This is a genomic window from Mesorhizobium sp. M7A.F.Ca.MR.148.00.0.0, from assembly GCF_003997735.1.
Lineage (GTDB): Bacteria > Pseudomonadota > Alphaproteobacteria > Rhizobiales > Rhizobiaceae > Mesorhizobium.
Genome location: NZ_RZTB01000031.1, coordinates 39,182 through 61,332, shown reverse-complemented (window position 1 = coordinate 61,332; position 22,151 = coordinate 39,182). Strand labels below are relative to the sequence as shown.

The 22,151-nt window shown below is 61.4% G+C and carries 21 protein-coding genes and 1 tRNA gene; 15 read left to right on the top strand and 7 right to left on the bottom strand.

The window, feature by feature from the left end:
• The coding region (locus EOB49_RS37625) for a glycosyltransferase family 2 protein (RefSeq protein WP_245472708.1) at positions 1–771 on the top strand (771 nt) is incomplete at its 5' end.
• Between the two features lie 15 nt (positions 772–786).
• Here EOB49_RS37625 and EOB49_RS38630 read toward each other — a convergent pair.
• From EOB49_RS38630 to EOB49_RS14845, 3 genes are all read right to left on the bottom strand, one after another.
• Positions 787–1,209, bottom strand: a complete 423-nt coding sequence (locus EOB49_RS38630) for an Hpt domain-containing protein (protein WP_127327114.1) — start codon at positions 1,207–1,209, stop codon at positions 787–789.
• Positions 1,210–1,256: 47 nt separating this feature from the next.
• A tRNA-Gln gene (locus EOB49_RS14850) sits at positions 1,257–1,331 on the bottom strand.
• A gap of 128 nt (positions 1,332–1,459) precedes the next feature.
• Positions 1,460–1,804, bottom strand: a complete 345-nt coding sequence (locus tag EOB49_RS14845; RefSeq protein ID WP_127381389.1) for a VOC family protein — start codon at positions 1,802–1,804, stop codon at positions 1,460–1,462.
• A gap of 223 nt (positions 1,805–2,027) precedes the next feature.
• Here EOB49_RS14845 and ppdK point away from each other — a divergent pair, with 223 nt between their 5' ends.
• The 3 genes from ppdK (at position 2,028) to EOB49_RS14830 (ending at position 6,838) form a co-directional block, all read left to right on the top strand.
• A complete protein-coding gene (gene ppdK, locus EOB49_RS14840; protein WP_127381388.1) occupies positions 2,028–4,706 on the top strand; it encodes a pyruvate, phosphate dikinase in 2,679 nt (892 codons plus the stop codon).
• 118 nt (positions 4,707–4,824) lie between these two features.
• Positions 4,825–5,928 carry a glycosyltransferase family 9 protein gene (locus EOB49_RS14835; RefSeq protein WP_127381387.1) on the top strand — a complete coding sequence of 368 codons (1,104 nt, stop codon included), beginning with the start codon at positions 4,825–4,827 and terminating at the stop codon, positions 5,926–5,928.
• A 169-nt stretch (positions 5,929–6,097) separates the two neighbouring features.
• A complete protein-coding gene (locus tag EOB49_RS14830) occupies positions 6,098–6,838 on the top strand; it encodes a polysaccharide deacetylase family protein (protein WP_127381386.1) in 741 nt (246 codons plus the stop codon).
• Positions 6,839–6,877: 39 nt separating this feature from the next.
• Here the strand turns inward: EOB49_RS14830 and EOB49_RS14825 are convergent, their stop codons facing one another.
• Together EOB49_RS14825 and EOB49_RS14820 are read right to left on the bottom strand one after the other, a co-directional pair.
• Entirely contained in the window at positions 6,878–7,267 is a 390-nt protein-coding gene (locus EOB49_RS14825) for a DUF427 domain-containing protein (RefSeq protein ID WP_127270456.1), read from the bottom strand.
• Between the two features lie 140 nt (positions 7,268–7,407).
• On the bottom strand, positions 7,408–7,764 hold the full coding sequence (locus EOB49_RS14820) for a hypothetical protein (RefSeq protein WP_127381385.1): 357 nt from the start codon (positions 7,762–7,764) through the stop codon (positions 7,408–7,410).
• 183 nt (positions 7,765–7,947) lie between these two features.
• Here EOB49_RS14820 and EOB49_RS14815 point away from each other — a divergent pair, with 183 nt between their 5' ends.
• Positions 7,948–9,576, top strand: coding sequence for a fatty-acid--CoA ligase (locus EOB49_RS14815; RefSeq protein WP_127381384.1), 1,629 nt, complete (start codon positions 7,948–7,950; stop codon positions 9,574–9,576).
• A gap of 80 nt (positions 9,577–9,656) precedes the next feature.
• Positions 9,657–10,442, top strand: coding sequence for a DUF1499 domain-containing protein (locus EOB49_RS14810; protein ID WP_127320898.1), 786 nt, complete (start codon positions 9,657–9,659; stop codon positions 10,440–10,442).
• A 71-nt stretch (positions 10,443–10,513) separates the two neighbouring features.
• Here EOB49_RS14810 and EOB49_RS14805 read toward each other — a convergent pair whose 3' ends face one another.
• Positions 10,514–11,512 carry a LacI family DNA-binding transcriptional regulator gene (locus EOB49_RS14805; protein ID WP_127327121.1) on the bottom strand — a complete coding sequence of 333 codons (999 nt, stop codon included), beginning with the start codon at positions 11,510–11,512 and terminating at the stop codon, positions 10,514–10,516.
• A 199-nt stretch (positions 11,513–11,711) separates the two neighbouring features.
• On the opposite strand from EOB49_RS14805, the gene EOB49_RS14800 reads away from it, so the two are divergent.
• Genes EOB49_RS14800 through EOB49_RS14780 form a run of 5 tightly spaced genes read left to right on the top strand, consistent with a single transcriptional unit; the run spans position 11,712 to position 16,420 of the window.
• Positions 11,712–12,752 carry an ABC transporter substrate-binding protein gene (locus EOB49_RS14800; protein WP_127327122.1) on the top strand — a complete coding sequence of 347 codons (1,041 nt, stop codon included), beginning with the start codon at positions 11,712–11,714 and terminating at the stop codon, positions 12,750–12,752.
• A gap of 36 nt (positions 12,753–12,788) precedes the next feature.
• The gene (locus EOB49_RS14795; protein WP_127381383.1) at positions 12,789–13,826 is read left to right on the top strand and encodes an ABC transporter ATP-binding protein; all 1,038 of its coding nucleotides are present in this window, start codon (positions 12,789–12,791) and stop codon (positions 13,824–13,826) included.
• Positions 13,823–14,704 carry an ABC transporter permease gene (locus EOB49_RS14790; protein WP_127327124.1) on the top strand — a complete coding sequence of 294 codons (882 nt, stop codon included), beginning with the start codon at positions 13,823–13,825 and terminating at the stop codon, positions 14,702–14,704. Before EOB49_RS14795 ends, EOB49_RS14790 begins: the two co-directional genes overlap by 4 nt.
• Positions 14,697–15,488: an ABC transporter permease gene (locus tag EOB49_RS14785; RefSeq protein WP_127381382.1), complete on the top strand. Its 792-nt coding sequence runs from the start codon at positions 14,697–14,699 to the stop codon at positions 15,486–15,488. The genes EOB49_RS14790 and EOB49_RS14785 overlap by 8 nt, the downstream gene beginning before the upstream one ends.
• A 14-nt stretch (positions 15,489–15,502) precedes the next feature.
• On the top strand, positions 15,503–16,420 hold the full coding sequence (locus tag EOB49_RS14780) for a 5'-methylthioadenosine phosphorylase (protein ID WP_127381394.1): 918 nt from the start codon (positions 15,503–15,505) through the stop codon (positions 16,418–16,420).
• 33 nt (positions 16,421–16,453) lie between these two features.
• Here the strand turns inward: EOB49_RS14780 and EOB49_RS14775 are convergent, their stop codons facing one another.
• Positions 16,454–17,362 (bottom strand): MBL fold metallo-hydrolase, encoded by a 909-nt coding sequence (locus tag EOB49_RS14775; RefSeq protein WP_127327126.1) that lies wholly within the window; start codon positions 17,360–17,362, stop codon positions 16,454–16,456.
• Between the two features lie 117 nt (positions 17,363–17,479).
• Between EOB49_RS14775 and EOB49_RS14770 the strand changes: the two genes are divergently transcribed.
• From EOB49_RS14770 to EOB49_RS14755, 4 genes are all read left to right on the top strand, one after another.
• On the top strand, positions 17,480–18,070 hold the full coding sequence (locus EOB49_RS14770) for a biotin transporter BioY (protein WP_023808554.1): 591 nt from the start codon (positions 17,480–17,482) through the stop codon (positions 18,068–18,070).
• Between the two features lie 366 nt (positions 18,071–18,436).
• Positions 18,437–19,714: a sugar transferase gene (locus EOB49_RS14765; RefSeq protein ID WP_245472705.1), complete on the top strand. Its 1,278-nt coding sequence runs from the start codon at positions 18,437–18,439 to the stop codon at positions 19,712–19,714.
• A gap of 43 nt (positions 19,715–19,757) precedes the next feature.
• A complete protein-coding gene (locus tag EOB49_RS14760; RefSeq protein WP_127320895.1) occupies positions 19,758–21,032 on the top strand; it encodes a nucleotide sugar dehydrogenase in 1,275 nt (424 codons plus the stop codon).
• Positions 21,032–22,057: an NAD-dependent epimerase gene (locus tag EOB49_RS14755; RefSeq protein WP_127381381.1), complete on the top strand. Its 1,026-nt coding sequence runs from the start codon at positions 21,032–21,034 to the stop codon at positions 22,055–22,057. The genes EOB49_RS14760 and EOB49_RS14755 overlap by 1 nt, the downstream gene beginning before the upstream one ends.
• Positions 22,058–22,151: the final 94 nt, after the last annotated feature.

Below are 22,151 nucleotides of genomic sequence, written 5' to 3'. Positions count from 1 at the left end.
GAGATCCGCCTCCCCAGCCGGTTGCTGGCACTGCTCCAAGTAGTCGAATATCTGCGGGCCTTCCTTATGGCACGGCTGGCCTGGAGCCGCATCAACACGTTGATGCTGGTGTCCGGCGCCTTCGGCGTGTTCCGCCGCGCCGAAGTGGTGGCGGTTGGCGGCTTCACCAAGGGATCGATGGGCGAGGACATGGACCTTGTGATCAAGCTGCATCGCCACATGATGGACACCAAACGCAAATACCGCATCCAGTTCATTCCGGAGCCGGTGTGCTGGACAGAAGCACCCGAGTCACTGCGCGTTCTGGCCAGGCAACGCACGCGCTGGCAGCGCGGTGCGCTCGAGTGCTTCTTCCGCTACCGCTCCATGCTCTTCAACCCCCGCTATGGGCGGGTCGGCTTCCTCGGATTTGGCCACATACTGATTGTCGATGTGCTCGGGCCGATATCGGAGGTACTGGGCTATGTGCTGATCCCGGCCTTCTGGCTACTCGGCATCCTCTCGACCGAATATCTCTTGGCATTCACGTCGCTGGTTTTCACCTACGGCGTTTGCGTGAGCGTGTGTTCGCTGGTTCTCGAAGAAGCCGAGCTTCAGCGTTTTCCGCGCGCGCGGGACCTTGCCGTACTCACGGCCGTGGCGGTGATCGAGAATTTCGGCTACCGCCAGCTCAACAATTTCTGGCGCGTGAAGGGCTGGTGGCAGTATCTGCGCGACGACCAGAGCTGGGGCGAGATGACCAGGACCGGCCTGACTGGACCGAAGAAGTGAGCCTCTTCGGTTGAGTCACTTCAGCGTCCGCTCGATCTCCGCAATAAGCGCATCGAGCGCAGTATGTGCGACATCCGACCGCTCGATCAGCAACGTCTCAAGCTCGGACGCTCGCACGCTGATATCCGGAAAGCCGAACGTTCCGGCCCCACCCGCCAGCGAGTGAGCGATCCCGATCAGCGTATCGCCGGAACTGCTGCCGGGCACAGCCCTCCTCTCACGGGCGGCCTTCAACTCCACGAGCCGATCCGCACACCGGGCAAGGAAACGTTGCTGCAAGGAAGCGAAGGGATCGTTTGAGATAGGCCGATGCTCCGTTGCGGGACGTCGAGGGTCATTCAAGCAGAAAGCGGCGCGGGTTGGAATGGACTGCTTGGTCGAGCACGCCCCCCTGTCGGAGGAGAACGGCACCAAGCTGGTCTGCAACGACACTGGCATGCCTGGGCTGTGGGCAAGCGCGCTGCCATCACCAGAAAAAAAGTGATTGGCTGGGGCGCCAGGATTCGAACCTGGGAATGTCGGTACCAAAAACCGATGCCTTACCACTTGGCGACGCCCCAATTGCCGTCAGAGTCGCTTGTGCGGCGCGTTATTAGCAGAGCAGCCAAAAAGCACAATCCTTATGAGTGACGGTTGGAACGCTCGAATTAGGCAGGCAACGCAGCGCCGGCAAATGATATGCAGCGGGCTATTCGGACCACACCGCCATCTCGTTTCCGGCTGGATCGACGAAGTGGAAGCGCCGGCCGCCGGGGAACGGGAAGATCGGTTTGACGATCGTGCCGCCGGCGCTTTCGACAGCGTCGAGGGTTTGCCCCAGATCCCTGCTGTAGAGCACGGGCAGCGGCTTTGATGGCGCTTCCGCGGCATCTGCCTGGAAGCCTCCGTCCAGGCCTTCGGCAAAGGCCGAATAGGTCGGCCCATAATCGGTGAACGACCAGGCAAAGGCGGTACTGTAGAAAGCCTTCAGCCGGTCCAGCGTTCCACCGGTCGCGGGCATTTCCAGATAGTCGAGTTTTCCGGGCAGTTTCATGGCGCACCTGTTTGTTCACTGTATGTTCTCCTCCAGAATTCCTGACATGGCAAGTCTTTTTGCCGCATGCTGGGGCACGGCTTTGCTTAATCGATTGTAGTGGCCGGGCGGCTTTCCCGATGCCTTGCGTTTCGCACTGCAGCATCATATCGCTCCAAGGACGGACCGGCGGAACTTTCCGTTTCGCCAATCTTTCCAATCTCCTGCAACCGGAGAGCGATGCATGACCAAATGGGTTTTCACCTTTGGCGATGGTGCGGCGGAAGGCCGTGCCAGCGACAGGAATCTCCTGGGTGGCAAGGGCGCCAACCTGGCCGAGATGTGCAGCCTGGGGCTGCCGGTGCCGCCGGGCTTCACCATCACCACGGAGGTCTGCAACGCCTACTACGCCAACGGCCGTATTTATCCGGCCGGGTTGGAAGCCGATGTCGCGGTCGCGCTCGATCACATCGGCCGGCTGACCGGCCGTCGGTTCGGCGATCCGTCGAAATTGCTGCTGGTGTCGGTGCGTTCGGGCGCTCGCGCCTCGATGCCCGGCATGATGGATACCGTGCTCAATCTCGGCCTGAACGACGAGACGGTCGAGGCGCTGGCCGCCGATTCCGGCGACGCGCGCTTTGCCTATGACAGCTACCGCCGCTTCATCCAGATGTATTCCGATGTCGTCATGGGCCTCGACCATGAGGTGTTCGAGGAAATCCTGGAGGATCAGAAAGGCGGGCTCGGGCACGAGCTCGACACCGAACTCACGGCGCTCGAATGGCAAGGCGTCATCGCGCTCTACAAGGCCAAGGTCGAGGAAGAGCTCGGCAGGCCCTTTCCGCAGGATCCGCATGAGCAGCTCTGGGGCGCGATATCAGCCGTGTTCTCGAGCTGGATGAACAACCGCGCCATCACCTATCGCCGCCTGCACGACATTCCCGAAAGCTGGGGCACGGCGGTCAACGTCCAGGCCATGGTGTTCGGCAATATGGGCGAAACCTCGGCCACCGGCGTTGCCTTCACCCGCAACCCCTCGACCGGCGAAAAGATGCTCTATGGCGAGTTCCTGGTGAACGCGCAGGGCGAGGACGTCGTCGCCGGCATCCGCACGCCGCAGAACATCACCGAAGCGGCACGTATCGCAGCTGGCTCGGACAGGCCGTCGCTGCAGAAGCTGATGCCTGACGCGTTCCAGTCCTTTGTCACCATCTCCGACAGTCTGGAGAAGCACTACCGCGACATGCAGGATCTCGAATTCACCATCGAGCGCGGCAAATTGTGGATGCTGCAGACCCGCTCCGGCAAGCGCACCGCCAAGGCGGCGCTGAAAATCGCCGTCGAGATGGCGCAGGACAGGCTGATCACGAAAGAGGAAGCCGTCGCCCGTATCGACCCGGCCTCGCTCGACCAGTTGCTGCATCCGACCATCGACCCCAAGGCCGCGCGCGACGTCATCGGCATCGGACTGCCGGCGTCGCCCGGTGCCGCCACCGGCGAGATCGTCTTTTCCTCCGGCGACGCCGAGGACTTGAAGACGCAAGGGCGCAAGGCGATCCTGGTGCGCATCGAAACCAGCCCCGAAGACATCCACGGCATGCATGCGGCGGAAGGCATCCTGACCACGCGCGGCGGCATGACCAGCCACGCCGCGGTGGTGGCGCGCGGCATGGGCAAGCCTTGCGTCTCGGGGGCCGGTTCGCTGCGTGTCGACTACAAGGCCGGCACGCTGATGGCGATGGGCTCGACCTTCCGCAAGGGCGACATCGTCACCATTGATGGCGGCAATGGCCAGGTGCTGAAGGGCGCCGTGCCGATGCTGCAGCCCGAACTTTCCGGCGATTTCGCCGCCATCATGGAGTGGGCGGACGCGGTCCGCCGCATGAAAGTGCGCACCAATGCCGAAACGCCGCTCGACGCGCGCATGGCGCGCTCCTTCGGCGCCGAAGGCATCGGCCTTTGTCGCACCGAGCACATGTTCTTCGATGGAGACCGCATCGTCGCCATGCGCGAGATGATCCTGGCAGACACCGAAAAGGACCGGCGCGCTGCACTTGCCAAGCTTCTGCCCATGCAGCGCTCGGACTTCCTGGAACTGTTCGAGATCATGGCCGGCCTGCCGGTGACGATCCGCCTGCTCGATCCGCCGTTGCACGAATTCCTGCCGAAGACCGAGGAGGAGGTGGCCGAGGTCGCCGCCGCCATGAAGGTGTCGCCGGACAAGCTCAGGCAGCGCACCGAGGCACTGCACGAGTTCAATCCGATGCTCGGCCATCGCGGCTGCCGCCTGGCTGTCTCCTATCCCGAGATCGCCGAGATGCAGGCGCGCGCCATTTTCGAGGCGGCGGTGGAGGCCGGCAGGAAGGCCGGCGCCCTGGTGGTCCCCGAGATCATGGTGCCGTTGGTCGGCCTGGTGAAGGAGCTCGATTACGTCAAGGCGCGCATCGATGCGGTTGCCAAGAGCGTCATGGAGGAAACCGGCGTCAAGATCGATTACCTCACGGGAACCATGATCGAGCTCCCCCGCGCCGCGATCCGTGCCCATGTCATTGCAGAGTCGGCCGAATTCTTCTCCTTCGGCACCAACGACCTCACCCAGACGACCTTCGGCATCTCGCGCGACGATGCGGCCTCGTTCCTGGAAACCTACCGCCAGAAGGGCATTATCGATCAGGACCCGTTCGTCTCGCTCGACATCGACGGCGTCGGCGAACTGGTGCGCATGGCCGCGCAAAAGGGCAGGGCGACGCGGCCAGACATCAAGCTCGGCATCTGCGGCGAACATGGCGGCGATCCGGCCTCGATCCGCTTTTGCGAAGAGGTCGGCCTCGACTACGTGTCCTGTTCGCCCTATCGCGTGCCGATCGCCAGGCTGGCGGCCGCGCAGGCGGCGGTGCTGGTTGCGAAGGCAGGCCGCCGATAGGATCCATCCAGCTTACCGTTTTGTAAGGCAATTCACGCGAACGTGCTGGCGGCGTCGCGTAATCTCGACATTGTTCCTGCCCAATTTGCGGCCATCCGCAAATTGCTCCCGGAAACAGATGCTGCAGTTTTCTCCCGCGCCGTTCCACTCGATCCTGGTCATCCAAACCAAGTTCATAGGCGATCTCGTCCTCGCCTCGGCGCTCGCCAAGAACCTGCGGCTCGAATTCCCCGGCGCCAGCATCGTCTTTCTGTGCGAGGCTCGCTTCGAAAGCTTCGTCATGGCCCATGGTATTGCTTCCGAGGTGGTCGCATTCAGGCGCGACCGCATGCGCGGAACGCCCTTGGAGCGCGGGAAGGAGCTTTACGCGATGGTGCGGGCGTTGCGCCGCTTCCGATTCGACTTGACGATCGACCTGAGCGATTCGAAGACGTCGCGCATCGTCACCGGGCTCGTCAACGCCAAGACCCGTGTCGGTTACAATCCTTCCGAAAGACCTTTGCGTATGCTGGAGCGGCAGCCCGCCAACGTCTTTGCCAAGCCCTACGGCTTTGATGGCCAGCATTTCCTATACCGCTACCTCTCGCCGCTCGAAGCGCTCGGCATCGAGCTTCGCACGGTGATTCCGAACCTTCAGCCGCTGCCATTGGAGACGGCGAAAGCATTGGCGCTGCTGGGTAAGCACCATCTGCGGCCAAACGCCTTCATCGCCGTGCATGCGGGGGCAAGCTTCGAGGGGCGACGTTGGCAGCCGGAGCGGTTTGCAGCAGTGATCGTCGAGATCGCCGGCGAGACTGGTCTGGACGTCGTCCTGGTGGGTGGCCCGGACGAGCGCGAGATCGCCGAACGCATCGTCGCCAGGACCGCGCCGTCGGTCGTCAGTCTCGTCGGTGACCTGTCGCTTGAAAGCCTGCTGGCGGTGCTGAAACAGGCCCGGCTGTTTCTCGGCAATGAGAGCGGCCCGATGCACATGGCCGCGGCCACTGGGACCCCGGTTGTCGGGCTGTTCGGTCTGACGGAGCCGTCGCGCTGGGGTCCCGTCGGCGTGCCGAGCATCTCGCTCCAGCCGCCGATGCCTTGCGCCTGCATGGCCGAGGACCTTTGCCGCGCGCCGGATCCCAGCAAGGCATGCTGCGTCTGGGGCCTGGAGGTCAAGCCTGTGGTCGATGCGGTGCGCGAGGTTCTTTCGCGCACCGAAATGAAACTGGGACACGCCATCTGAGATCATGCGCCGCATGCACGACCGCTCTCGACGCGGTGGAATGACCTGTCGCCCACAGGAACGGTCACATTGTCGCGGAGCGCTTTTCTGCTATGCGCCATCCCGATTTCCGCCTTCATGCGGGTCGTTGGGATGCCTGCTTGAAATGACGGGTCCGGGAATCGGTTTGATGCGCCTGCTGCAAAAAAATCTCTGCATGATCGCCCTGTCGTGGGCGATGGCATCCGCCAGCCATGCCGCGCCCCTCGTCGAGCCGACGCTGCACATCAAGTCGCAGGCGAGCGGAGCCGGCCGTGTGGCGCTTACGCTCGACGCGTGCGGTGGACAGACCGACAACCGGATCCTTTCGGCGCTGGTGGACAACAAGATCCCCGCCACCATTTTCGTGACCGGCATCTGGCTGAAGCGAAACGCCGCCGCCGTCGAGATCATGCGGGCGCATCCCGATCTGTTCGAACTGGAAAATCATGGCGGCCACCATGTCCCGGCGGTCGACACGCCGCGGAAAATCTACGGCATTCGCAGCGCCGGCAGCCCGGATGCGGTGCTGGCCGAGGTCGAATCGGGAGCCGCCGCTCTTACCGGGACCGGCGAGCCGGCGCCGAAATGGTTTCGTGGCGCAACCGCCGAATACAGCCCGTCGGCAATCGCCATGATCCGCAAGCTTGGCTTCAAGGTCGCGGGATTCTCGATAAATGGCGACGGCGGCTCTTTGCTTGGCGCCAAGGAGACCGCCCGGCGCATCGCGGCGGCCAAGGATGGCGACGTCATCATCTCGCACATCAACCAGCCGACCCATGCGGCCGGCGAAGGCGTGGTGCAGGGGCTGCTGGCGCTCAAGGCCAAGGGCTTGACCTTTGTGCGGCTCGACGATGCCGAGGGCATCGGCAATAACGGCACGACGGAGTGACTGGCCAGCCGAGCGGATCTCGATGCCTTCGGCGTTGGCTCAGTCCGGTTTGGCTTCGATCGTGACCTTGCTTGCGTAGAATGCGCCGTGGTTGCGGATTTCAGCCATTTCGTCGAAAGGCCGCTCGTACGCCCACATGGCGTTCTGGCCGGTCTCGCCGGCAGGCAGCACGCTCCAATAGCTTGCATCGCCCTTGTAGGGGCAATGGGTCGAGTGGTCGGTGCGGCCGAGCTTGCCGAAATCGATGTCGGCGAACGGAATGTAGAAGGCCGCCGGATAGGGGGCCTCGGTCAGCACCTTGGCCTTCGTTGTTGAAGCGATGACCACGTCTCCGACACGCACGGTAACGGTGCCGGCATAGGGCTCGACAGTGATGATTTTGTCCGGGTTGCGTTGGAAACCGGGTGCGGGGTTGGCGATCTGATCCATGCGGGGGCTCTCCTTGCGTCGACTTAAGGTGTGTCGCGCAAGCGCATTGCGCAAGCCGCTATCGCCATCCAACACGCAAAACTGCCTAGCCAACGCCGATGGATCGCCCCTTGAATCGTCGAGATACTTGTCGTCAGCGGTCAGGCAGCGGCCTTGAACACGTCCATGAGACCGGCATAGGCGGCAGCGATCCCGGCGACCGGGTTGCTGCTTCTCAAGACGGTCTCGACCTTCAGGGAACCGCCGCCGGTAGGCAAGGTGAGCAGCAGGAACTGGCGGTTTCCGCCATCGCCGACTGACGCGGCCGCGACGTGCTGGTCCTCGCCCTGATTCTGGACGCACATCTTAAACAGCAGCGTGCCGCCGACCGCTTCCAGCGCGCCGCCGACAACTTCAACAAATTCATCTTCGGAAACAGTCTTTGTGTCCGGCACCACATCGGCCAGACTTTCGGCATGCGTACTCTCGAGAGCCTTGTCGTCGAGCTGCGCGTCCATGCGAACCTCTTTCAGTCGCCAATCGCACCCCTTTGCCCGTTAACGAAACTTAACGCCGACGATGGCCGGATTGTGGCGGTTTTCCACCAATGCGGCGCTCAGGGGTGCTGGCGGCTGGACAATCCGCCGGTTCGCTCCACAATAGCTCGAAAAGCACAACGCAAAAGCGTGAGGGAGGATCGAATGCTGGGACTGATGCAGGAATGGCCACTGCTTTGCCATAAGCTCATCGACAATGCCGAGCGGCAGCATGGCGTGCGCGAGATCGTGACGCGCTCGATCGAGGGGCCGATCGTGCGCACCACTTACGCGGACATCCATCAACGTGCCCTGAAGGTCGCCCAGCGGCTCGAGCGCGACGGCTATGGGCTGGGCGACCGCATCGCGACGCTGGCCTGGAACACCGCACGCCATATCGAGGCCTGGTACGGCATCATGGGCATCGGCGCCATCTACCACACGCTCAATCCGCGGCTGTTTCCCGAGCAGATCGTCTGGATCATGAACCATGCCGAGGACAAGGCAGTCTTCGTCGACCTGACCTTCGTGCCGCTGCTCGAGAAAATCGCCGGCGCCGTAGGATCGCTGAAACAGGTGATCGTGCTGACCGACAGGGCGCATATGCCGCCGACGACATTGCCCAACGCGGTCGCCTATGAAGATTGGCTTGACAAGGCGGATGGCGACTTCGCCTGGAAGACCTTCGACGAAAGCACCGCCGCCGGTATGTGTTACACGTCCGGGACCACGGGCGATCCCAAGGGCGTCGTCTACAGCCATCGTTCGAACGTGCTGCACGCCATGATCGCTGCCATGCCCGACGCCATGGGGCTGTCGTCGCGCGATACGATCCTGCCTGTCGTGCCGATGTTTCACGCCAATGCCTGGGGCCTTGGCCAGAGCGGGCCGATGATCGGTGCCAAGCTGGTCATGCCCGGCTGCAAGATGGATGGCGCGTCGATCTATGAGCTGCTCGACACCGAGAAGGTGACCTTCAGCGCCGCCGTGCCGACCGTCTGGATGATGCTGCTGCAGCATCTGGAGGAGACCGGCAAGAAGCTTCCCTATCTCAACAAGGTTGTCATCGGCGGCTCGTCGTGCCCGCGCGCGATCATGACGAAGTTTCAGCAGAACTACGATGTCCAGGTTATCCACGCCTGGGGCATGACCGAAATGTCGCCGCTCGGCACGCTGTGTACCCTGAAGCCGGACCATGCTGGTCTTGAGGGCGAAGCCCGGCTCGACGTCCAGCAGAAACAGGGCTACCCGCCCTTCGGCGTCGAAATGAAGGTGACCGACGACGACAACAACGAGCAGCCCTGGGACGGCAAGACTTTTGGCCGCCTGAAAGTGCGTGGGCCGGCCGTTGCCCGTGCCTATTATGGCGACGCCGGCGTGGAGCAGTTCGATGAGGATGGCTGGTTCGACACTGGCGACGTCGCCCACATCGACGCCGGCGGCTACATGCAGATCACCGACCGCGCCAAGGACGTCATCAAATCCGGCGGCGAATGGATTTCGACCATCGACCTCGAGAACCTGGCTGTCGGCCATCCCGATGTCGCCGAGGCGGCAGCCATCGGCGTTCAGCATTCGAAATGGGGCGAACGGCCGCTGCTGGTCGTCGTCCGCAAACCGGGCAAGGAGCCGACCAAGGCTGACATTCTCGGGTTCATGGATGGCAAGGTGGCCAAATGGTGGATGCCGGACGATGTCGCTTTCGTCGGCGAAATTCCGCACACCGCAACCGGCAAGATCCAGAAGATCACCTTGCGCCAGCAATTCAAGGACTATCGCTTGCCGACCGATTGACGCGATGTCGCATGTTTCGGCTTCATGCCATCGCAAAAAGGCACTAAGTCTCCGTTCGGGTTGGGGCAGCACGGAAAACGATGGCTAGCATTCCTGAACGGCAAACGTCGAAGGCGGCCGGCTGGTCGCGGCGCACGGCCGCTTTTTCGTTGGTGCTGCTGCTGACGGTCTTTGTGGGCCATCGCTTCGATCTCGTCGAAACACCTGTCTTTCTGTGGGTGCTCGGCATTGTCGCGCTGCTGGCGGCGATGGCGCTGTTGTTTGCCGGGTTTGCCTTTTCGCGGCTGTGGAATTTCGGCGACCGCGGCGGCCGCGACCTGACGGTCGGCGCGCTGCTGGCACTGCTGGTGCTCGCACCCTACGGCGTCGCCGCCTACTGGGCGACGATCTATCCGCCGCTCAGGGATATCTCGACGGATTTCGACGAACCGCCGGCGCTCGACGTGAGCGACCGGACGAAGGATATGAACGTGCTTGCGCCGTCGACGCCTGGCGAACAGCGGCTGCAGGCCGATAGCTATCCGCTGGTCAGCGCACGCAGCTACGACCTGCCGTTCGAGACTGTCGTCAATGCCGTCGAAACCGTACTCGACCGGCGCGACTGGGAGCTGTCGGAGCCCTATCCCGATCTCGCCGGGCAAAGCGAGGTGACCATCACCGCCGTCGCCAAGGGCTTCGTGATCGGCCTTCCCGCCGATGTGGCGATCCGCGTGACGGACGATGGCGACACGGTCATCGTCGATATGCGGTCGGCATCCCGCTACGGCCGCTACGACCTTGGCGACAATGCCGCGCGCATCACCGAATTCCTGGCGGAGCTCGACCAGGAAGTCGCCGGTCAGGTCGGCGCCGCGCCAGCCGAGTGACTTTCAGAACCGGGTTGTAGTCAGGCGGATCCGTATGTCGCAGCGGAATGCAAGTTGGGTCTGCGGATAGACTATTCAGCGGGCTCGTATCTCCCCTGCAACAAGATCGTCGAGACCGGGCCAAGCGGATCGATGATCCGGCTCTCCAGGACCTCGATGAGTTTGCGTCCAACCCCGGCCATATCCACGAAATGAACGCCGATCTTTGCCGGCAGGAAGCGTGCAAGCCGCGTGCTGTCACGAGCGACGATGTGGACGTCGCTCCCTGGCACAAGACCTCTTCTGCCAAGAGCATGTAACGCCCCGAGAAGGCCCAGTTCGTTGGCGCATGCCAAGCCGGTCGGCCGATCTGACGACGCCAGTAGGCGATCGAACCAGCCTGCGCTCGATTCCATCGTGAACATGCCGTGACCGATCAGCGATTGGTCGATCGGAATACCGGCCTCGGCCAGCGCCCTTTGATACCCGGCAAGACGCATGGCACTCGCCTGATCTTCCGGAACGAGAAGTTGCAATGCAATGCGTCGACAGCCCTTATCCATCAGCCGTCGGGTCGCCTCGTAGGCAATCTGTTCGTTGTCGATATCAACGTAAGGATATGCGACGTTCAGGTCCGTTCTTCCGAATGTGACGAATGGCATGCCTGCATCCAGCAGCAGCTTGACTCGCGGATCGCCCGACACCATGCGCGTGATGATCAGTCCGTCTGTGCTGCGCGCTTGAAGCTGCCGCTGCACACTCTCGACAGGATCGTCATCGGGAGTGGTGGAATAGATGGAGAGACTATAACCCGCTTGCCGCGCCGCCAGCGTCATGCCCTCGATCAAGGGAAGCTTCAATAGATCGGACAGATGGTCTTGTGTCTCCATCGGGTATACTGCCGTTAACGTCAGCGTTCGGCCGGTTTTGAGCGCGTAGCCATGATGGTTTGGCAGATAACCGGCCCGTTTCGCCGCGTCTTTTACGCGTGCAATGGTCAAGGGATGGACTTCTGGTCCGTCCTTCAGAGCGCGGGAAACCGTCGTCACCGAAAGGGAAAGTTCCACCGCGAGCTGTTTTAGATTGGCCATTGTCGCCCGCCTTCATTGCTAAATCGCCGGCTGAATTTCCTGCTGAAGCGCCGTGACGTTACCGGATTCGATATCCCGGTCAATCCTAACTCCTTGGGGAAGCAGCTTGACTCGGTTTAGATTGAGTGCAATCGTAACGTTACGATTAAAGAGAAACGGCGCTTTTGAGCGACATTTCATAATTTCGGGAGGAGAACCTATGTCTTGGCTACGCATTTCCTTAGCAGCATTTGCAATCTCGGCTGCTTTGCCCGCCCATGCTCAAACAGTCACCATTACGACAGCGGGTGGCGACTATGGTAACGCCATGAAGGAAGCTATGTGGGGTCCTGCTGCAAAAGAGCTTGGATACGATGTCCGCGAGGAGACCCTAAGCGACGGCCTAGCCGCCTTGAAGATGCAGGTCACCTCGGGGGCTATCACGACCGACGTCATTCACCTTGGCTCACCGGAAGGCGCACAGGCTGCCGCACAATCGCTGCTGGAGCCTCTCGACTACAAGATTATCGACCCAAAGTCGGTGCCAGATGGCGCAAAGTCCGACTACTGCTATCCGTTCGACTCCTATGGCACCGTCATGTCATGGAATACCAAGACATACGGCGAGAACCCGCCGAAGACGTGGGCGGAATTCTGGGATGTTGCCAAGTTTCCTGGTCGTCGCGCGCTGCGCGCCAATGCTCAAGACTCGATCGAGATCGCACTGCTCTCCGACGGCGTGGCGCCGGCGGACATTTATCCCGTGCTCGGCACGCCGGAGGGTCTGGATCGCGCCATCAAGCGGCTCGAAGCAATCAAACCAAATGTCTCGGTGTGGTGGACCTCGGGCGCTCAGTCGGCGCAGTTGCTGAAAGACGGTGAGGCGGATTTGATCGTTACCTGGAACGGTCGGGCGGAGACAGTGAAAAAAGATGGCGGCGCGGCCGACTACACGTTCAAGGGTTCCGTCATTGGCACTGACTGTCTTGGAGTGCCGAAGGGGGCGCCGAACAAGGAAGCGGCCATGAAGCTGATAGCTGCGATGACACAGCCTGCGCGCGTGGCCAAGCTGACCGATTTCATCGCTTACGGCCCGGTCAACCCTGCTGGCTATGAGGGTGGCCTTATTCCCGCGGACCGTCTGAAGACCCTTGCGACCGCGCCTGAAAATGCCGGCACTTCGGTGTTCTCGAACGCGGATTGGTGGGTCAAGAACGGCGAGGCTGCCCAGAGGGCCTTCGATGAAATGATGAGCCGCTAAGCTTCGAATACATCGGCTCTAGGGCTGGAGCACATGATGAAGTCGCTCGCGATCACCATCGACAGCGTTCGCAAAACCTATGGGACCTACGTCGCGCTGGACGATGTTTCGCTCGACATCAAGGCTGGCGAATTCCTCACGCTGCTAGGCCCATCGGGGTCGGGCAAGACGACCTTGCTCATGGCCTTGGCCGGATTTGTCCGGCCAGATTCCGGCAAACTCTTGTTGGGGGATCGGGACATCACCCGCCTGGCGCCCAACAAGCGCGACATCGGCATCGTGTTCCAGAACTATGCCCTGTTTCCCCACATGAACGTCCTCGCGAATGTCGAGTACCCGCTGGTACTGCGCAAGACGCCGAGATCTGAGGTCCGAAAGCGGGCGTTTGAGGCGTTGGCCCGCGTCAAGCTGGAAGGTCTGTCGGAGCGCAACATTGCCGCGCTATCGGGCGGACAGCGCCAGCGGGTAGCACTGGCGCGGGCGATCGTCTTCGAACCACGCGTGATGCTGATGGACGAGCCGTTGTCGGCGCTCGACAAGAGTCTGCGCGAAACCATGCAGTATGAAATCAGACGTCTGCACGATGATTTGGGGATCACAACCATCTATGTGACGCATGACCAGCGCGAAGCGCTGATTATGTCTGACAGGGTCGCGGTCATGGATTCCGGCCGTATCCAGCAGATTGATACGCCACAGCGGATTTATCATCATCCATCGACCCGCTTCGTCGCGGAATTCCTAGGCGAGGCCAACATTATAGCCCCAGGCCTCGTGCGCAGAATCGACGGCGCCGATACATCGCCCGAAGCCCTGATGATCCGCGCGGAAAGCTTCCATCTTGATGCAAAGCTCGTCGGACGAGATGGCGTCGCGCTCGAAGGAACACTGCGCGCCAAGGTGTTTCGCGGCGAGAACTGGCTTCTGACGCTTGTGCTGGACGGCGGGCAAGAAGTTCTTGTCTGCATTCCGGCAGCCCTGGCCAGCGGCTGCGCCGAGCTTGCCACCGGCCAGTCGATGACCGCCTTTGCACCAGCCGCAAAAGTTCACGCGATGCCAGGGGCTAGGGCGTGACCGTCATGGCGAATCCCGCGCTTGCGGCAGACGCGCGACGCGAGCGGCGGTTCTTCCTCTCGCTTTCACTGCCTGCGCTGTTCATCGTCGGTATGGCGGCGATACTGCCTATCCTATGGATCATCCGGCAATCCTTCCTGACCACGGGGGGCGAGTACACCGTCGGCAACTACGAGAAGGTGCTTTCGAGCGGGCTGACATGGTCGGCACTGGTCACAACCCTTGAATTGTCCCTGGGCACGCTGGCGATCTGCATTCTTCTCGGTACTCCCCTGGCGCTCGCCCTGGCCAGCGCCAGACCTAGGGTGGCCAATTTGCTGATGGCCTTCGTCATGCTGCCATTGTGGACCTCCATTCTGGTGCGCACCTATGGCTGGCTGGTGCTGTTGCGGCGCGATGGCCTGATCAACGCAACTTTGACGGGTTCAGGCCTGACAGCTGAGCCATTGCCGCTGGTCTACAATTTCACGGGAACGCTGATCGGCATGGTTCACTACATGCTGCCGCTCTTTCTGCTGCCGGTTTATGCCGCGATGCGCGATATCGACGCCAACCTCATTCGTGCGGCGGCGAGCATGGGCGCCACTCTCGGGCAAACGATCCGCACGGTCATTCTGCCGCTTTCGGCCGGCGGCATCTTCTCGGGGTCGATCATCGTCTTCATCTATACGCTCGGCTTCTTCATCACGCCGGCGGTGCTGGGCGGCGGCAAGGTAAATCCTCTCTCCACCCGGATCGAGCGCACGCTATCGACCTTTCAGGATTGGGGGTCGGCGAGCGTCCTGGGCATTCTGCTCCTCGTTGTCATGGCGCTGATCGGTGTGATGTTCCTGTCGGCACGGCGACTGCTGACGCGCGACGGTGCGTCCCATGCTTGAGGCCTATCCGGACAACAGGCTGTCCCGCATCTGTCTGTGGGGCTTTTCCGCACTCGTGATGGTGTTCTTGATGCTGCCAACGCTCGTGGTCGTGCCGCTGTCCTTTTCGGCGTCCGACCTTCTCGAGTTCCCGCCGCGCGCATATTCATTGCGCTGGTACGATCATTTTTTCGGTTCGGCGACGTGGATGGCCGCGCTCAGGACGAGCCTGATTCTTGGAACATTGACAGCTATGCTCGCGGTACCCTTGGGGCTGCTGGCCTGCATTTCGATAAATCGGCTCGGCGGAAAGGCCGCTGTTACCATTCAGGGCATTCTGCTCACCCCGTCCATCGTGCCAGGAATCCTGCTTGCGATCGGTCTCTTCTTTGTGCTGGCGGCGCAACATCTGGTCGGAACGCTATTCGGCGTGCTGGTCGGGCATGTGGTGTTGGCCATTCCTGTCGTGTGCATTGTGCTGTTGCCCGCTCTGGCCCGCTTTGACTGGAACCAGGTTCAGGCGGCGCGCAGCCTCGGCGCGAACTGGGCGAGAGCCATCGGCGGCATAATTGTCCCGCAGCTTCAGATCAGTCTGCTGTCGGCCATATTGATGGCCTTCCTGACATCACTCGACGAATCCGTCATTTCGATCTTCGTCTCGAGTGGTCAAAATAGCACGCTGCCGAAGCTCATGTTCATATCTCTGCGCGATCAGATCGATCCGACCATCGCGGCGATCTCAACGGTGTGGACCGCCATGGTCGTGGTCGTCGTCTTGATCGTGACTTTACACCAAAAATCATGACTGAAATTGGAAACATGCTCACAAATCAGATAGCCAGTGATCCGGCGGATCACGCAGCGGACATACCTCAGGTAGGACTGGCCATCATCACCGGGTCGGCAAACTGGGGGCTGGCCTTCCCGGAAGATATCGAATTCGATGGTGTGCGCACCTTGCGGCGTGACATTAGTTTTGAAACGCCTTTCGGCCGCAGCGACAACTGGAAGCTGATCGAGTTCGATGCCTCGATTACTGCGGAAGGCAGAACGAAACGTGCGTTGTGCATGTATTCGCACGGCAATCCGCGCGACCATATCGACCATTCCTGCCATCGCCGGGCGTTCTGGGTGTTGATGAACGCGGGTGTAAAGCAAGTCCTGGCCTGCTCGACCGTTGGAGCCGTCAACAAAGCGATCCAACCCGGCGACATGGTGGTGACTGCCGATATCATCGAACTGACGCAGACGCCTTTTTCACTGCTTCCAGACCGCCAGAGCTTTGACTGCTCGGGCAAGCAGATCGTATGTCCAAGATGTGCGGCGGTTCTGGTTGAGACGGCCCGCCGTCATTGGCCAGCCGAATGCCGGGTTCATGGCATCGAGCAGCAGTTGGTGGCTGCCCATTGTTACGGGCCTCGACTGACAACCCCAGCCGAGGCTTTGGCTTATCGAAGCATGGGCGCGGATGTGCTCAACCATTCCATCGCCCCCGAGGCGACCCTGTCGCGCGAAATAGGCGCTTGTTTCGTGCCGCTTGCGTTCGTGACCGCGGGTTTCAACGACTATATGGACCGCAGTCGCCAGGAATTGCTGCAGGAGCATGTGTTGCCGAGCCTCTCCATGACCGCCTCGCGGGTTGCGCTGGAGACCGCGGCACTACTTCCAACTGATCCTGAATGCTCTTGCCAGGGCTTGAAGTCGCCCCAACCGGCAGAGCGCTCCAGCCGCTTCTAGAGTATAAAGGGCGCAGATGAGCTCGCGCCGATCTTAGCTTGCCGGCACAAAAATACCGGTGATGGCCGGGTCGCCGTCTGTCGTGACCAGGCCGCGCGCCGTCAGATCCTCGAGATGGGCAAGCACCGACAATCCGGCGGCGCCATGCAGCCGCGGGTCGGTGTCCCTGTAGATCGCCTTGACCATGTCCACGATCGTCCGGTCCCCCTCTTTGACCCGCTCCAGAATGGCGCGCTCGCGCATCTTGCGATGCGTCTTCAACCCGCGCATGAAAGCGCGCGGTGCTGTCACCGGCCCGCCATGTCCTGGCAACAGCAAGCGGTCCCCGCGTTCGATCAAGCGGTCCAGCGAGGCCATGTAGTCGGCCATCGCCCCGTCCGGCGGGGCGACGATGGAGGTTGCCCAGGCCATGACATGATCGGCCGAAAACAGGATGCCGGTTCCCTGCAGCGCGAACGCCGCATGATTGGCGGTGTGGCCCGGGGTCAGAACCGTCCTGATCGACCAGCCGTCGCCGTCGACCACCTCGCCGTCGGGCAGGGCGACATCAGGGATGAAAGCCGTGTCGGCACTGGCATCGAGCGCATTGGTCTCGCCGATATGCAGGGCTCTTGCCGGCCGGTGCGGCCCCTCTGCCAGCACGAGGGCGCCGGTGCGCTCTTTCAGCCGGGCCGCCAGCGGGGAGTGGTCGCGATGCGTGTGGCTGACGAAGATATGGCTGACCGGCCGGCCGGCGATCACCTCGATCAGGGTCCGCAGATGCGCCTCGTCCTCCGGCCCCGGATCGATCACCGCCAGCGTATCGCGGCCAACAACGTAGCTGTTGGTGCCGTGAAAGGTGAAGGGGCTTGGATTGCGGGCCGTGATGCGCTGGACATCGGGCGCGACATTCACCCCCTGGCCATAGAAGGGGTCGAAGCCGGTATCGAATTTCAGTGCCATGCATCGGTGCCTTGTTTCGGGAAACGGCAAAACCGATTGCCGCACAACACGCAAGCCAATATAGGAGGATGTGAGGCCGCGAACATCGGAGTGCGGCAATCGGATTGGGGAAATACCATGGCAATTGCAACTACGATGCGTCCGCTTGTTTCTCTGGCTCTGCCGCAAAACGGCGCGGCGCGGCTGGCAACGCAGCTTTTCCTGGCCATCGCCGGAACGCTTGTGCTGACACTGTCGGCCAAGACCAAGGTAATGCTCGGGCCGGTCGACATTTCGATGCAGACGCTGGCCGTGCTGCTGATCGCCGCCGCCTTCGGCATGCGTCTCGGCGTCGCCACCCTGCTGCTCTACATGGCCGAGGGCGCCATGGGCTTCCCCGTCTTCCAGAGCACGCCTGAAAAGGGTCTCGGCATTGCCTACATGCTCGGCTCGACCGGCGGCTATCTCGCCGGCTTCGTGGTCATGGCGGCAATTGTCGGCTGGGCGGCGGATCGCGGCTGGGACCGCCATCCAATCAAGCTTTTCAACGCCATGCTGGTTGGCGAAGTCGTCATGATGGCAATGGGCTTTGCCTGGCTGGCGCTGCTCATCGGTCCGGAAAAGTCGTGGCAGTTCGGCGTCGTGCCGTTCATCGTCGGCGACCTGATCAAGGTGGCGCTCGCGGCAAGCCTGGTGCCGGCCGTCTGGACGCTGCTGAAGCGCGGATGAAGCGCGCGATCGAAGAAACGGCCAGGGGCAATCAAGCCACTGGCCGGAGCGGCGTCACTGGCGGATTTCCGGTCTGATGTCCGCCAACCTCGATAGATTGTCGGTTATATCGCCCTAGACGCTGCGACATCTTCAGTAATGATCATTAAGTCGCTTTATTAGCCCAGGCTTTTCAATTTCCCGAACTGTTGATCTGAGAAATAGATGCTTGCTGGCGCGACCGCGCTGTCGTAGCTCTTGGTCTTCGACTGTATCGAATCGCCGGGGGGGCGAGACGTCCGATTCGTTGTTGTGAACGATCAGGTCAGATGCACTATCGCGCTGGTCTGTCGCCGATACGGCAGCTTCGGGGAAGGGGGGAAGACGTTGAATGTCGCAGCGTCGACTATTGTCGGAAGCCGGCACTTCCTGTTCAGGATTCGGTTTCAACTGCTTGGCGGACTGACATTCGCGATTTTTGCGCCGGCGATCATCCGGATTGTCTTCAATCCTGAATTCATCTATTCGGCCAATCTTCAGGTAACAGTAGCCGCTGCGGTCATCGCGCACCTTGTGGGCTTCTTGTCTTATCGCCGCATCGGAAATTTCCCGGGCGTGGCCGCGGCAAGTTACATCTTGCCGACATTTGCCCTGTCCTACGGGGCTGTTTTCCTGACCATCTTCTTTTTTCGGTTCGAGTACAGCCGGTTTCAGGCTGCCGCCAGTTTCACGCAGTCCACGTTCTGGTACTTCGGCCTGAGCCTGTTGACCCGGCGTCTCGATCCGTACCGGCTCGTGGTGATTCCCGGCGGAGATGTCGAGCGCCTCAAGACGTTACCGGGTGTGCATTGGTTTTGGATCAAGTCGACCAGTACGATAATCGAAAGAGCCAGCGGCGTGGTCGTTGATCTGCGTGCCGATCTTGGCGCGGAATGGGAACGATACATCGCGGATCGGGCCCTTTCGGGAACGCCCGTATACCACGTCAAGCAGGTCAGAGAGTCGCTGACCGGTCGGGTCGAGATCGAGCACCTGTCGGAAAACACGCTTGGTTCGCTCAATCCGAACCAGGCCTATCTAAAGATCAAGCAGGCGGTCGACTGGGTCTCGGCACTTGTCTTGATCATCGTTCTTTCCCCCGTTCTGGCGTTAATAGCGCTGCTGATCCGGCTGGATTCCGATGGTCCTGCGCTGTTTCGCCAGCAACGCATGGGCTACCGGGGCAAGATCTGCACGGTCTACAAGTTTCGCTCGATGCGCCAGCACTCTGGCGCCGGCAGCGACAAGGAAAGGGCGATCACCAGGCACGACGATGACCGCATCACCAGAGTCGGGCGTTTCCTGCGAAAATCCAGGATCGACGAACTGCCGCAGGTCATCAACATCCTGCGTGGCGAAATGAGTTGGATCGGACCGCGGCCGGAAGCTGTCGTGCTGTCGCAGTGGTACGAGGCTGAGCTGCCATTCTACCGCTACAGGCATATCGTCAGGCCGGGCATAAGTGGGTGGGCACAAGTAAATCAGGGGCATGTGGCTGCCGTCGATGACGTTATGGAAAAATTGCACTATGATTTCTATTACATAAAGAACTTTTCGCCTTGGCTGGACGTTTTAATAACTCTCAAGACGCTGAAAACGATGCTTACCGGCTTTGGTGCGAGATAACCAATGCGAAGCATGGCTCTGGAATAGCAAGCGCAGGAAGCAGATGGATCTCGCCTCCAGGAAAATAGCGATCATCGGGCTTGGCTATGTCGGCCTGCCGCTGGCGGTCGCCTTCGGCGCCGGCAGGGATGTCGTCGGTTTCGACATCGACCAGTCGAGGGTGGACGCGCTGAGGCGTGGCGACGACCATACGCTGGAAGCCAGCAGCGATGAGATCAGTGCTGCGTCGCGGCTGACATTCACCACCGACAAGGCCGATCTGCGCGATTGCGGGATTTTCATCGTCACGGTTCCGACGCCGATCGACAGGGCCAACCGTCCGGATCTGAAACCGTTGATCATGGCATCGACTTTGGTCGGCGAGGTCATCTCGCCAGGCGCGGTGGTGATCTTCGAATCGACGGTCTACCCCGGCTGCACGGAAGAGGTGTGCGCGCCGCTGATCGAGAAGCATTCGGGCCTGCGCTACAATGAGGGGTTCTTCCTCGGCTACAGTCCCGAGCGCATCAATCCGGGCGACCGCGAGCATCGGTTGCAAACGATCGTCAAGGTCACCAGCGGCTCGACGCCGGAAGCGGCCGAAGGTATCGATGCGCTCTATGCCTCGATCGTGCCGGCAGGCACACACCGTACCTCGAGCATTGCGGTAGCCGAAGCGGCCAAGGTCATCGAGAACACTCAGCGCGACCTCAACATCGCGCTGATGAACGAGCTGTCGCTTATCTTCGGCAAGCTCGGCATCGACACGTCCGAAGTGCTGGAAGCCGCCGGCACCAAATGGAATTTCCTGCGCTTCACGCCTGGTCTCGTCGGCGGCCACTGCATCGGCGTCGATCCCTACTATCTCACCCACAAGGCCCAGGAACTCGGCTATCATCCGGAGGTGATTCTTGCTGGCCGCCGTATCAATGACGGCATGGGTCGGCACGCGGCGGATCAGACGGCCCGCCTGATGATGCGCAAGGGAATACCTGTCGTTGGCAGCCGGATTCTGGTGATGGGCGCGGCCTTCAAGGAAAATTGTCCGGACCTGAGGAATTCCAAGGTCGCCGATATCGTTGCCCAACTGAAGGAATACAACGCCGGCATCGACATATGGGACCCCTGGGTCGACGCGCAGGAATGCGCGCGTGCCTTCGGCGTAGCCAGCATGAAGGACATTCCCGACATGCGTTATGACGGCGTTATCGTGGCCGTCGGCCACAGGCAGTTCCGCGCGTTAGGCGTCGACGGCCTGATGGCGCTTTGCAAGACCCCGGGCGTCATCTACGACATCAAGGGTCTGTTCCCCAGGCATGTCACGGATGGGCGTTTCTGATGAAGGTTCTGGTCACCGGCGCGGCCGGCTTCATAGGATATCACGTAGCGAAGCGGCTGCTGGAGCGCGGTGACGAGGTCGTCGGCATCGACAACGTCAACGACTATTACGATCCGGAGATCAAGGAGGCGAGGCTGCGGCTTCTGGACGAGGCGAGCCGCAAGACCAATGCCGGCTATCATTTCATCCGCGGCAATCTCGCCGACAAGAGCGTGGTCGACGCCTGCTTTGCCGACCATGCATTCGACCGGGTGATCCATCTCGCCGCCCAGGCCGGGGTTCGCTACAGCCTGGAAAACCCGCATGCCTATGTCGAAAGCAACATCATCGCCTACACCAACATGCTGGAGGCCTGCCGCAACAGCGCCGTCGCGCACCTGACCTATGCCAGTACATCCAGTGTCTACGGTGCCAACACCGACATGCCGTTTTCCGAGCATCGTCCGGCCGACCATCCGCTGCAGTTCTACGCCGCGACCAAGCGCGCCAACGAGCTGATGGCGCACAGCTACAGCCATCTGTTCCGATTGCCGACGACCGGTCTTCGCTTCTTCACGGTGTATGGTCCCTGGGGGCGCCCGGACATGGCGCTGTTCCTGTTCACCAAAAACATCCTTGCCGGTGAGCCGATCAAGCTGTTCAACAACGGCAACCACACGCGCGACTTCACCTATGTCGATGACATCGCCGAAGGCGTGATCCGCGCCAGCGACAGCCCGGCCACGGGCAATGCCGCCTGGGACTCCAGCCGTCCCGATCCGGCCACAAGCAGCGCCCCCTGGCGCCTCTTCAACATCGGCAACAACAACCCGGTGAAGCTGACTGCCTATGTCGAGGCGCTGGAAAACGCGCTGGGCCGCAAAGCCATCGTCGAACTCTTGCCGCTGCAGCCCGGCGACGTGCCCGATACCTTCGCCGACACCTCGGCACTGGAGCAGGCGGTCGGCTACCGCCCGACGACGACTGTGACCGAAGGGGTGGGGCGGTTCGTCGAGTGGTACAAGGCGTATTTCGGGCGGGGATAGGGTTCGGCGTTTCCCGGCTGATCCGCGCTGTTCCATGATCACGTAACCAGGAGCAGATGGAATCGATACGGCTCGCAAACAGGCAGTCTGCAAT